Raw genomic sequence first — 12,186 nt, 5'->3', positions numbered from 1 at the left:
GGGCACAACGAAGTTTAGTTGATTATGTTCCATCTTTTTAACACGGTATGACTAAACCATCAATTTGACAAAAGTGACAACTTGTTTATAGAATTAAGTTGTTACTTGTTAATATTTATACGTTTATGTAAGAAATAATAGAAAGGAGATGTACTATGAAACTCATCAAGTTATTGAAAATAGGCATAGCATTTATATGCCTTATTGTGTTAACTGCATGTGGTTCGGAAAATGAGGACACAAAGAATACGGATAAAGGTGAAATCAATTTAGCATATGTTGAATGGGATACTGAGGTTGCATCTACACATGTAGTAGGACAAGTACTAGAAGATTTAGGATATAAGGTAACACTGACACCTTTAGACAATGGGATCATGTGGGAAGCACTTGCAAACGGAGAGGTCGATGGTATGGTATCTGCTTGGTTGCCACAAACACATGCCCCACAAGTAGAAAAATACAACAATAAGATAGAGAACTTAGGAGAAAACCTAACTGGTGCTAAGATTGGTTTGGTTGTACCAAGTTATATGGATGTCGATTCTATTGAAGATTTAACAACCCAAGCTAATCAAACCATTACAGGCATTGAACCAGGAGCTAATATGATGGCTACGACAGAAAATGCCTATAAGGAATATAAGAATCTGGAAGGTTGGAATGTATTGACCTCGTCTGCTGGTGCAATGACCGCAGCCCTCAGTCAAGCTATCTCTAATAATGAAGAAATCATCATCACGGGCTGGTCACCACACTGGATCTTTAATGCCTATGATTTAAAATACTTAGATGACCCCAAAGGTTTGTATGGAACAGAAGAATATATTGGCACTTTTACGCGGAATGGTTTCAAAGAGGATGCCCCTGAAGCCTATAGTGTCCTTGACCGTTTCAACTGGAGTGCTGAAGATATAGAAAGTGTAATGTTTGATATAATGGAAGGCATGAGTGCCACAGATGCTGCGAAAAAATGGATTGCTAACAATCAAGATAAAGTAGCCGAATGGACGAAAGATGTACAAGCATAAAAAGAGAACCCATTTACTACTCATTAGTAAATAGATTCAGATTGTAGACGGCTCATTCTATAATAGAATGAGCCGTCTACATTTTTTAACGTTCCCAAAAATGAGGGGGGGTTCAGGAGCGTAATTATGAACTAGCAAACTTCTGGAGAAAAGTAGCTAAAGTTCATCCTCTCTACACTGTATTGTAGAACAAGGAATATTCTTTATATGATAATGATAATCATTATCATATTGATTGTCAACATTCATAAAAATGATTTTTTCATTTATCAGTAGCTATCTTCCATTTTTTGGAAAATAAAACATTCCTGGTTGGCTGCTTGCTTTCCTTTGTGAGATCGCCTTCTCCGCAACCGTGTACTGAACCTCTACAGTAGATTTTTACGACCAATATCATGCATTACATACAGAGAGACGACCTTGACCTCTCACCATGCCAAAAGCTTTTGAATAGGAAATTTAAAATAGGAAGCTGCTACCTATAAGATACTGGCAGCAGCTTCCTAGCTAAAATTAAAAGCATATAGTAAAGAATTTATAGATTATTGAACTATTTCAGGGTGAAAACCATCTTTTTGGAAGTAATCCTTATGTGACCAAATATTTAATTTTGCATTCTGAGCTTTTTGTTGAATAGCTCCAAATGCATCTTCAAATGTATTGTTTGGCTTATGAATATAACGTACAACTGCAAGCCCTTCGTTTAATAAAGATTCCTGTAATAAGACATCATCTACAAACACGTAGGCTAGAAGGCGATCATAATTGTCTGTTTCTGGTCCAACATCATAGACAGCTTCAATTTTATTAGCCCTTTCCAATAAATTGATCGTATACTCTTTTGCTTCTTCCGCATATGGCTGAGCGCCACCTTTATTGTAATTCATTTCAGGAGTATCCACCATTAATAGACGAATTTTTCGTTTCTCACCATTAATTGTCGCCTGAATCGTATCCCCATCATATGCTTTAATATAGTCTATCTCAAAGCGTTTATTACCTGTTTTTTCTTCCACTTGTTCAATGGTAATAGTACCTTGCTGATCTGTAACTGATTTAGTATCTTGATCTTCCGCAGGTGATCTGCCAAATATCATGTACAATGCTACAGCCAAAATAATCGTACCACTTGTTATTAATGTTTTTATGTCTTGCATTTTCATGTAGTAGGCCCCTCACAACTAATCATCATTGCTTATACTTACGATTCGTATAAGTTGTGCACCTCATCATCAAGAAGATGACAAGTTACACGATGTTTCTATTGTAAAATATCAAGCTACTACATTCAAGCTATCATCTATTCACAGCTACCCAATGATTAGGAGTAACCTCTACTAGTTGACTATTTTCTACCTCATAACGTATTTTCACATCTTCTGCATGTTCAGCTTCATTATATTTCTGCTTCTCTATTGCAGGATCTGGAATAGGAATAGAACGTAATAATGCACGTGTATATGGATGTTGTGGGTTAGCGTATAGCTCTTCACTTTCTGCCAGTTCTACAATCTTTCCACCATACATGACGGCTACACGATCGCTGATATGCTTTACCATGGATAAATCATGGGCAATAAATAAATACGTCAATCCAAGCTTTTGTTGTAATTCTTTTAATAAATCAACAATCTGCCTTTGAATGGAAACATCCAGTGCCGATAAGGGTTCATCACAAACAATAAAGTTTGGCTCAACCGCCAATGCTCTCGCAATACCAATTCGTTGACGCTGACCTCCTGAAAATTCATGAGGATAACGCATGGCATGCTCTTTTTTCAAACCAACAAGTTCAAGCAATTCCTCTACCCGTTGTCGCCTCTCCTCATGTGTCTTCACCAGACCATGAATATCTAGAGCCTCGCCAATAATGTCTAAGATTTTTTTGCGAGGATTTAACGATGAATAGGGGTCTTGGAAAATAATTTGCATATGGCGACGCATTGCCTTTAGCTGTTTTTTCGATAGCCTTGTTACAGGTATCCCTTGATAGAGAACCTCTCCATTTGTAGGTTGATGAAGTTGAAGAATCGTCCTACCTGTAGTCGATTTACCTGAACCAGATTCACCAACCAAGCCCAATGTTTCACCAGGATATATATAGAACGATAAATCATTCACTGCTTTTAACGTTTGACCACGACCTAATGGAAATTCTTTGGATAGATGGGTCACTTCTATTAACGGCTTATGTCGATCGATACCTGGCTGAATAGTAGCAATCTCTTTTGGCTGCTTTTTCTCATGCAGTTTTGGTAAGGCATTCAATAATTTCTGGGTATACGGATGTTGGGCATTTGCAAAAATTTCTTCTGTTGTGCCCTGTTCAACTATTTCTCCTTCTTTCATCACTATGATGCGATCACACATACCTGCAACAACGCCTAAATCGTGTGTAATTAAAATAATAGACGTTCCCATTTTCTTTTGCATATCGCGCATCAATTTTAGGATTTGAGCTTGAATAGTAACGTCCAGTGCTGTTGTTGGCTCATCTGCAATAAGCAGTGAGGGATTACAAGCAAGCGCCATAGCAATCATTACGCGTTGACGCATACCACCTGAAAATTCATGAGGGTATTGTCGATACCGTTCTTCTGCATCTCTAATACCAACCAGTTTTAATAATTCTATTGTTTGTTGATAGGCTTCGGTTTTTGACATTGACTGATGCTTGATTAAACTTTCAACCACTTGATCACCTATTCGAATAGTAGGGTTTGTGGATGTCATCGGATCTTGGAAAATCATACTAATATCTTGTCCACGTATCCCTTCCATTTGTTTTTCATTAAATTCAGTGAGTTCTTGCCCCTTAAACACAATTGAGCCAGATTTCAAAAATGAAGGTGGCGATGGTAATAAACGCATAATGGAGCGAGCCGTTACACTTTTCCCGCTTCCAGACTCTCCCACAATTCCTAGTGTTTCACCTTTATTTAAATGGAGGCTAACGTCCTTAACTGCTTCAAATTCTGTCTCCCCTGTGATAAAGGATACGCGAAGATTATTGATTTCTAAAAGCTTTTCACTCATTCGACCCATCCTTTTTAAAATTTGTGATTGACTTACTTTCAAGTATAATCCATACTTTACAATACTGATAGGAATTATACAATATAATGCTGAATATTTTATTTACGTTTGGAGGAAATGCATGGTTACTTCAAAAAATCATTTAAAACCCGAGAAATTTATTTTCTTTTCTACGGTTTATCAAAAACTAATGCATCAAAAGCCTTATCATCTACTTCTTTTTCTTTTTAGTATTTTAGTTCACCCTTTTACATACTTTATCTATCGGAAAAGGAAACTTTCAAACACTTATGATCAGGCTTTTGCATTGCGTAGTCAGTACTATATAGAGCATGGATTGGTTGCCCAGTGGCAAAAGGAATTTGAGCAACAAGAAATAGCAAAAGCTACATTTTTTAAAGAGGCTGTATTGGAATCACAAATTCAGCTCACAGCCAAGCACTTAGCTCAAAGGAAGCTTCAGCAGCAAGTGGATCAGGATTTACAAAAAGAGGACATACAACAACTATCCTATGCCCAATTTTTTAATCAGCAACTAACTAACAAACGTTTTGTGGCTCTTACCTTTCTACCAGCTGTTTTATTTTATGTAGTACTTATCTTATTTGCGAATCCATTTCTGCAATTTATCATTGAACGTATTTTACAAAGCTTCATTGTGATTGTTGGTGTGGCTACATTAGTGTTTACCATTTTATATTTATCACCTTTTGATCCAGCAAGAAACATACTCGGAGTTGAAGCAACACCTGTGCAAATAGAAAACTTTAATCGCATTCATGGTTTGGATCAACCTTATTTATCACAGCTATGGAACGCATTATCCGGTCTATTTACATTTGATTTAGGTACATCCTTTGCAGGTAAAGAAGATATCACACATAGCATTGCTACAAAATTTCCTGTCACTCTTGAAATTGCCGTATTGTCGTTGCTAATGGCTATTGCTATTGCCATTCCAGTCGGGATTATTTCAGCTGTTCGTCCAAACTCATATTTGGATTACACATTTATGTTCATTGCTTTAATTGGCTTATCCATCCCAAGCTTTTGGCAAGGTTTAATTTTTATTTTGACATTTGCTCTAAAGCTACAATGGTTTCCAGCTACCTATAATCCTCATAATTGGCTATCGCTCATCATGCCAATTGTCGTCTTAGGAACATCCATTACGGCATCTATTGCTAGGATGACAAGGTCAAGTATGCTTGAGGTGATTCATGAGGATTACATTATTACAGCAAAAGCTAAGGGCTTAAATGAATTCAAAGTGATTTCAAAACATGCCATTCGTAATGCTATGATTCCGATTATTACGGTGATTGGACTTCTTTTTGGAGGTATGTTGGGAGGCGCATCTGTAACAGAAAAGGTATTCAACATTAGTGGGATTGGTAGCTATATCGTCGATAAACAATTTATCCCTGATATTCCGGCCATTCTTGGCGGCGTTGTTTATATCGCCATCACCATTTCGATTGTCAATTTATTCATTGATATCATGTATGCCTTTTTTGATCCACGCATTCGCTCGAAAATGAAGAAGTCTTAAAGGAGGATCACCTGTGAAAAACATCTTACATGTCAAACTACTCTTGAAGATTACACAGGAATATGTCAATTCTCATTTTACTTTTGTCTTTTCCTTACTGTTTTCTTTACTATTTCTAGCCTATAGCTATAATTTTTCCAGCAATAGCTGGCGACCAGTGGTTCTGCTTCTTTTTGTTATTTATGCCATTATTACGGCATATGTTGCCTTCGTCAATTTACGAATTAAAAGGGATTTAGCAACGCATGGTGCCATTCAAAATAATACTCGAATGTTTGGCTATCCCCTTTTAATAACGATACTGTCAGGCAATATTTTTTCGACATCCTTTGCATTTATGCTTGTGTCAAAAAGAAAGACTGCAGAATATACTTTTGCTGCCTATGCCTTTATAACACAGCTATTTATCTTAGGTATTGCAGCATTGAATTTATTTAAGCCATATGTAACAGATACGTTTTTACTAGCAATGAGCGTTTTCCTAGTACTCTCGCTTCTTTATATCGTGATGGCCATTTTATGTACAAAGTATGTTACAGCAACTGAGGCACCTAAATGGATGCTTATTCCAGGTATTGTCCTCCTATTGGCGACTTTCACTGGTAATCTATTTGCGACTTTACTAGGATATAGCCTCATCCAAAAGGCTCGAAAAGCAAATCCATCTTCTATTGAGAAATGGCAAAAAATATGGGAGAAGATTTTACGCAATACAATGGCTGTTTTCGGCTTATTCTTCATTATTTTCATGTTCTCGTTATCCGTGACAAGCTCTTGGACTTTCGACTATGATTTCGCTACTGAAAATAATTATGGAGCATTGCTACAAACACCGACATTAGAATATCCACTAGGCACAGATAATTATGGTCGAGATTTATTTTCTCGTATTGTGTTTGGGGCACAAATATCATTAATCGTCGGATTTTTCTCCACGATTATCCCCGCAGTTATTGGGGGCGCATTAGGAGCATTTTCAGGCTATTATGGTAAATCCACTGATAATATCATCATGCGAAGTCTCGATATTTTATATGCCATTCCTGGGATATTGTTAGCCATTGCTATTATTGCTGCATTTGGTGCTAATACGGTAAATCTAATTATTGCACTTAGTGTTGGAGCCATTCCAACCTATGCCCGTACAATGCGGGCAAATGTTATGCAGCTTGCTAATTATGAGTTTGTAGAATCGGCTAGAGCTTTAGGTGCATCTGATGCAGCTATTATTTTCAAGCACATTGTCCCCAATTCTTTAGCACCAATGATTGTGAAAGCAACATTAACGATTGGCGGAGCTGTTATTTCAACAAGTAGCTTGAGTTTTTTAGGGCTTGGTATTGAGCCACATATTCCCGAATGGGGCAATATTTTAAAAGTTGGTAGTACGTACCTGGAAACACATTCATATGTCGCTATTTTCCCAGGTCTTTGTATTATGCTTCTTGTCCTCTCCTTTAATTTCTTAGGAGATGGTTTACGAGATGCTTTAGATCCAAAAACAAATTAATCGGAGGTAACTATGAAGAAATTACTTGTATTTTTATTCGTTGCAGTACTAGCTTTGGCTGGCTGTGTACAAACAAAAACTGACGTAGAAGGCGGTAAAGATTCAAAAGATAGTGACAAGAGCAATGACAAAATTGCCATTGAAGTATTAGGAATGGCAGCTTCTGAAGAAGACATGAACATTGTACGTGACCAATTAGTAAAAAATGGTTTTGATGTAAAGCTAAATATTCAACCAGATTACGGTTCTTTCTCTGCTCAAAAAGAAGCAGGTAACTATGACCTTGCTCTTTCAAGCTGGACGACAGTTACAGGGAACCCTGATTATGCTGTTCGTGGTTTATTTAAAACTGGCGGTGACTACAGTGTGGTGGCAGATTCAAAACTAGATGCGCTGATTGATGAAGCGAGCACATTGACTGGTGAAGAAGCAGCAGCTAAATATAAAGATTTAGAACAATTATTAGTATTCGATCAAGCTTATATTGCACCTTTATATATTTCCAATAAGTACCAAGGTATCTACTCTGAACTTGTAAACCCTAAAACAGTACTTTTACCAAAATCTCGTGCACAGGTCTGGGAAAAAATAGAATTTAATGATACATCTAAAAATGCAACAGAACCTTTAATTTTACACCAAACAATCAATTCTCTTACTTCACTAGACCCGATCAAAGGGAATGATGGTTCAATCAACACATTAAACACAAATATGTATGTTCGTCTTGTTAACTTAACAGACACTGATGAAGTTGTGTCAGATGGTTCATTATCTTATAACCATGTAATGGCTGAAGGTAATCAAGAATATTACTTCCTTTTACGCGATGATATTAATTTTGCAGCAGTGAAAGATGGTGCAGCTGTTGATACAGGTGAATTAGTGTCAGCTGAAGATGTAGTCTTCTCATTAAACCGTGCGAAAGACGCTAATTCAGTACCAGATCATCGTACTTACAGCATTCATGAAAACATTGAAACAGTCGAAATCGTTTCTGATTTAACTGAATTACAAAATAAAAAAGTAGCAGGCTCTGAGCAATCCGTTTTAGAAGCATTATCACAAAATCTACCTGCTTCTGTAGCGCAATTAGCAAAAGATAAAGGTGCTGTTAATAATGCAGCAGGTGCATACCAAGTTGTTAAAATTACAACACCTACACCTTTCCCACAAGTATTAAACTATTTAGCCCACCAATCTGGTGGTATCGTATCTGAAAAACAAGTAACAAGTATTAATACGTATGATGTGGCTAACTACAACCCTGACAAGGACATTGCCTATGGTGATCAAGCTACTGTAACGGAAGGTTCAGCTACATTCAATAACCAATTATATGCAAGTGGTCCTTACATTTTAGTGAATAAAAATGATTATGAAGCACAGTTTGTGAAAAATCCTGCTTATCGAGCTGGCAGCGAATATGAGCCAAAAATTGCTAAAATCAATGTCCGTTTTATCTCTGATGTCGATAGCGCCCTATCTGCATTACGTAATGGTGAAATTCATGTTCTACAAACAGTACCAGAAACAAAACTGGATATTGTTAAATCAGATGCTAAACTAACATTAAATACGGCAGATAGTAATGCTGTGTCGTACCTACAAATGAATACATCTGGCCGTGCGGTGTCTGATTCAGCAGATTTACGTAAAGCAATTCTATACTCTATTAACCAAGATGAATTCATTAGCTATTATCAAGGCAATAAAAAACCAGCTGTATCCACAGTTTCTCCATTAATTGATACAGGTTTAAAACTTGAAGCAGACAGCGAAAAAGTAAAAGAATTTGTAAAAGCATATAATGATCATAAGTAATACAAAAAAGAGCCTTCTCAAAAAATTTGAGAAGGCTCTTTTTTAATGGAAGAAACTCATTTTATATTTCATTATGTGATTTTGGCTTTGGCCCTAGCTCTTCAGGTTCGATATCAGCAAATGTTTCGCCTTCCTCTTCTAAATCACGCATACGATGTGCAATACGTGAAGCCGCTGAAGCTGCTATACTAGCAACCAAATCATCTAAGAACGTGTTGACATGATGTCCAGGTTCTGTATCTAGTTTTTTGATAATCCCTATTTTTTGCTTGTCTAAGTGACCAAAAGTGGTAACGGCAATGCTGCCATATGTAAATACAGATCCTAGTGCAATTGTTTCGTCTACACCAAATAAACCTTCATCTGATTCGATAATTTGTTGTAGTGGTGAAGATAATAACTTCTTCTCTGCTAATTCATCTAATTCAATTCCTACTAATAAAGCATGTTGCACTTCTCGCTTACGTAATACACGTTCAACAGAATGAACACAATGCTCTAGTGTTAAACCTTCATTATAGGTTTTTTGCATTTCGTAAACAATTTCAGCGATATCCTCTATCGCTACACCTCTACGATTTAACGCGGCTTGAGCTGCCTTTGCTACTTCGTCAGAGTGCACACGAATACTTTTATTATGCATAATTAACCCTCATTTCGATTTTTATTGCTAGTATAATGCTAGCCCAACCTATTATACCTTTACTTACGTAATATGGTACAATTTTGTTACAAACACAAGAAGGAGTGTCATCATTGGATAAGGGAACAGTACAGGATTTAACATTTTACAGTGAGTCATTACAGGAAGAATTACAGCTCTATATTTATGTTCCTGCAAATTATTCTCCACTATATAAATACAATATTTTAATCGCATCAGACGGTAAAGATTATTTCCAGCTTGGTGGTATTACCAAGCTAGCTGATGAACTGATTGATGACTATGAAATCGAAAATTTAATTATTGCATTTGTTCCTTACAAAGACATAAAAGATCGACGTCATAAATATATCCCGAGCGGTGAGCAACATGAAGCCTATCTTCGCTTTTTAGCACATGAGCTAGTGCCGTATTTAGATCAGGAGTATGCCACTTACCAAATGGGTATGAGTCGTGGAGTGATTGGTGACTCTATGGCTGCTACTGCTTCCTTAATGGCTGCTTTAAAATATCCAAGTATCTTTGGCAAAGTCATACTACAATCCCCTTATGTAGATGAGGATGTATTAAAGGCTGTGGAAAATTTTAAAGATCCAGGATCTATTTCTATCTACCATATCGTCGGCAAAGGCGAAGATCAGGTTGTGACAATGGATAAAACCATCAAAGATTTTTTAACACCTAATCGTCAATTGCATGATCTCATGATAAATAAAGGGTTTACTACATTTTATGACGAGTTTGATGGCAATCATACATGGAAATATTGGAAACCAGACCTTCGTCGTGCATTAATTGAAAATTTCAATTAATATTAGGCGATTCAAATTACGAAAACTGAAATTTCTGTTATACTTAATGAGAAAAATTGTTTATTTTCGGGAGGTAATGGACTATGAAGTACGGTATTGTGGCATTTCCATCAAAAAAATTGCAAGATTTAGCGAATACTTATCGCAAACGATACGATCCTCATTATGCAAAGATTACACCGCATATGACATTAAAAGACAGCTTCGATGCGTCTGAAGAAGAGATTCAAACCATCGTCAAGCAATTAGATGAATTTGCTGCTAAATATGCACCTTTAAACATTCATGCATCTCGCATTAGTTCGTTTTTCCCTACAACAAATGCGATTTACTTCCGCATTGAACCAACAGAACAATTAGCAGCATTTCAACATGAACTTCAAGAAAAAATCCCTTATGGGGAAATGAAGCATGTATTTGTTCCACACATTACAATCGCTCAAAAAATGTCAGATTCAGAGCATGATGATATTTTTGGTCAATTACGCATGACAGGCGTTGATGAAAAAGATACAATTGATCGCATTCATCTTTTATATCAATTAGAAGATGGTTCATGGACAACTTACGAAACATTCCGTTTGTCTGGAGCTGAGTGATTGTTGTATAACGTTAAAATTGTTGAAACAAAGCAAGAACACGATGATGCCTTTGCTATTCGCAAAAAAGTATTTGTTGAAGAGCAAGGTGTTCCGCTTCATCTAGAATGTGATGCTGAGGATGCAACTGCAACACATTTCATTATGTATGATAACGATGAGCCTGTAGGTGCAGCACGTTTACGCAGTATTGACAACAATACAGCTAAAATTGAGCGTGTTTGTATTTTACAATCTCAACGCGGCAAAAAATTAGGCGCGTTAATCATGAAGGAAATGGAGAAGCATGCCATTTCCATCAATAAAAAAACCTTAAAACTTCATGCACAAAGCTATGCAATTCCCTTTTACGAAAAGCTAGGCTTTACAGTTACCTCACCTGAGTTTATGGATGCAGGTATTCCCCACCGTGCTATGGAGAAAAATATTTAATGAAAGGGTGTTACGATATTTATAATGTCGTAACACCCCTTTTTTATGAGACGAATTCGCTTGCCACCATTTATCTACTCTATCGTAACAAGCTGCATTGCCAAGTAGATATGCCATGCGCTACTTCATCATTCTAGTGATTTTATCGAAATCTAGTGATGCTCCATCTTGAATAATAGATTGTACTAATTTATCTTCTAACTCTTGCGTAATCGATCTGTTAGATATTTTAGCAACACGTCGTACAATTTTTCTTACTTGTTTTTCACTGGTAAAATCCGCATGTTGAATGGCATTGGCTAATGCGAAGATTTCATCCATCGATACACCTGTTTTTTGCTCAATCGAATTAAAAAACGAGCGATGCATGTTTTCCCTCCTATCATTAAAACTCAAAATGACCTTGCGTCTTGCACGAAACATTTCGCAAATGGTGGAGGCCTTAACTTTATTTAGAATTTCCTAAATAAAAGCTAAAGCCTTTATTATGTTCATCAAATTAGATGTAAGTAGCGCCAACAATAATTAATAGAATGAATAGTACAACAATTAGAACAAATGTAGAACCATAACCATAGTTGTTGTTGCCTCCAGAGTATCCTCCGCAGTAGCTATTGTTCCACCCACCAACGTTATTTCCGTACGGTTGTGAGCCCCAGCCTTGGTATCCCATAAAAGCACCCCTCCCTTCTACAACCTATAATATGTTTCGGTCGTAAAAATGGG

12 protein-coding genes are annotated in these 12,186 nt (G+C 36.7%); 7 read left to right on the top strand and 5 right to left on the bottom strand.

What is annotated here, in order from left to right; all coding sequences use genetic code 11:
* Positions 1–155 precede the first annotated feature (155 nt).
* Positions 156–1,031 (top strand): glycine betaine ABC transporter substrate-binding protein, encoded by an 876-nt coding sequence (locus QH639_RS07880; RefSeq protein WP_131522055.1) that lies wholly within the window; start codon positions 156–158, stop codon positions 1,029–1,031.
* 542 nt (positions 1,032–1,573) lie between these two features.
* Here the strand turns inward: QH639_RS07880 and QH639_RS07875 are convergent.
* Together QH639_RS07875 and QH639_RS07870 are read right to left on the bottom strand one after the other, a co-directional pair.
* Complete coding sequence (locus QH639_RS07875; protein WP_131522056.1) at positions 1,574–2,194, bottom strand: thermonuclease family protein; 621 nt, start codon at positions 2,192–2,194, stop codon at positions 1,574–1,576.
* Positions 2,195–2,327: 133 nt separating this feature from the next.
* Positions 2,328–4,067, bottom strand: a complete 1,740-nt coding sequence (locus tag QH639_RS07870; protein WP_281115936.1) for an ABC transporter ATP-binding protein — start codon at positions 4,065–4,067, stop codon at positions 2,328–2,330.
* Between the two features lie 121 nt (positions 4,068–4,188).
* Here QH639_RS07870 and QH639_RS07865 point away from each other — a divergent pair, with 121 nt between their 5' ends.
* Genes QH639_RS07865 through QH639_RS07855 form a run of 3 tightly spaced genes read left to right on the top strand, consistent with a single transcriptional unit; the run spans position 4,189 to position 8,953 of the window.
* On the top strand, positions 4,189–5,619 hold the full coding sequence (locus QH639_RS07865) for an ABC transporter permease (protein WP_131522058.1): 1,431 nt from the start codon (positions 4,189–4,191) through the stop codon (positions 5,617–5,619).
* A 13-nt stretch (positions 5,620–5,632) separates the two neighbouring features.
* Positions 5,633–7,129, top strand: a complete 1,497-nt coding sequence (locus QH639_RS07860; protein WP_281115935.1) for an ABC transporter permease — start codon at positions 5,633–5,635, stop codon at positions 7,127–7,129.
* Between the two features lie 12 nt (positions 7,130–7,141).
* Entirely contained in the window at positions 7,142–8,953 is a 1,812-nt protein-coding gene (locus QH639_RS07855) for an ABC transporter substrate-binding protein (RefSeq protein WP_281115934.1), read from the top strand.
* Positions 8,954–9,014: 61 nt separating this feature from the next.
* Here the strand turns inward: QH639_RS07855 and QH639_RS07850 are convergent, their stop codons facing one another.
* Positions 9,015–9,596, bottom strand: coding sequence for a phosphatidylglycerophosphatase A family protein (locus QH639_RS07850; RefSeq protein WP_259420221.1), 582 nt, complete (start codon positions 9,594–9,596; stop codon positions 9,015–9,017).
* Between the two features lie 113 nt (positions 9,597–9,709).
* On the opposite strand from QH639_RS07850, the gene QH639_RS07845 reads away from it, so the two are divergent.
* From QH639_RS07845 to QH639_RS07835, 3 genes are all read left to right on the top strand, one after another.
* The gene (locus tag QH639_RS07845; protein WP_131522062.1) at positions 9,710–10,429 is read left to right on the top strand and encodes an alpha/beta hydrolase; all 720 of its coding nucleotides are present in this window, start codon (positions 9,710–9,712) and stop codon (positions 10,427–10,429) included.
* A gap of 83 nt (positions 10,430–10,512) precedes the next feature.
* Positions 10,513–11,028: a YjcG family protein gene (locus tag QH639_RS07840; protein ID WP_131522063.1), complete on the top strand. Its 516-nt coding sequence runs from the start codon at positions 10,513–10,515 to the stop codon at positions 11,026–11,028.
* A gap of 3 nt (positions 11,029–11,031) precedes the next feature.
* Positions 11,032–11,460, top strand: a complete 429-nt coding sequence (locus QH639_RS07835; RefSeq protein ID WP_054549889.1) for a GNAT family N-acetyltransferase — start codon at positions 11,032–11,034, stop codon at positions 11,458–11,460.
* Positions 11,461–11,580: 120 nt separating this feature from the next.
* Here the strand turns inward: QH639_RS07835 and QH639_RS07830 are convergent, their stop codons facing one another.
* Together QH639_RS07830 and QH639_RS07825 are read right to left on the bottom strand one after the other, a co-directional pair.
* Entirely contained in the window at positions 11,581–11,829 is a 249-nt protein-coding gene (locus tag QH639_RS07830; protein WP_004230969.1) for a stage VI sporulation protein F, read from the bottom strand.
* Positions 11,830–11,959: 130 nt separating this feature from the next.
* Positions 11,960–12,133 (bottom strand): YjcZ family sporulation protein, encoded by a 174-nt coding sequence (locus tag QH639_RS07825; RefSeq protein WP_004230967.1) that lies wholly within the window; start codon positions 12,131–12,133, stop codon positions 11,960–11,962.
* Positions 12,134–12,186: the final 53 nt, after the last annotated feature.

It is taken from the genome of Lysinibacillus sp. 1 U-2021 (assembly GCF_029916965.1).
Taxonomy (GTDB): Bacteria; Bacillota; Bacilli; order Bacillales_A; family Planococcaceae; genus Lysinibacillus; species Lysinibacillus capsici.
The sequence above is the reverse complement of the archived record's forward strand: the minus strand, read 5'-3'. Positions and strand labels throughout refer to the sequence as shown.

Coding starts and splice junctions, on each gene's coding strand:
- QH639_RS07880 (WP_131522055.1), top strand. CDS start 156: ATGAAACTCATCAAGTTATTGAAAATAGGCATAGCATTTATATGCCTT.
- QH639_RS07875 (WP_131522056.1), bottom strand. CDS start 2,194: ATGAAAATGCAAGACATAAAAACATTAATAACAAGTGGTACGATTATT.
- QH639_RS07870 (WP_281115936.1), bottom strand. CDS start 4,067: ATGAGTGAAAAGCTTTTAGAAATCAATAATCTTCGCGTATCCTTTATC.
- QH639_RS07865 (WP_131522058.1), top strand. CDS start 4,189: ATGGTTACTTCAAAAAATCATTTAAAACCCGAGAAATTTATTTTCTTT.
- QH639_RS07855 (WP_281115934.1), top strand. CDS start 7,142: ATGAAGAAATTACTTGTATTTTTATTCGTTGCAGTACTAGCTTTGGCT.
- QH639_RS07850 (WP_259420221.1), bottom strand. CDS start 9,596: ATGCATAATAAAAGTATTCGTGTGCACTCTGACGAAGTAGCAAAGGCA.
- QH639_RS07840 (WP_131522063.1), top strand. CDS start 10,513: ATGAAGTACGGTATTGTGGCATTTCCATCAAAAAAATTGCAAGATTTA.
- QH639_RS07830 (WP_004230969.1), bottom strand. CDS start 11,829: ATGCATCGCTCGTTTTTTAATTCGATTGAGCAAAAAACAGGTGTATCG.
- QH639_RS07825 (WP_004230967.1), bottom strand. CDS start 12,133: ATGGGATACCAAGGCTGGGGCTCACAACCGTACGGAAATAACGTTGGT.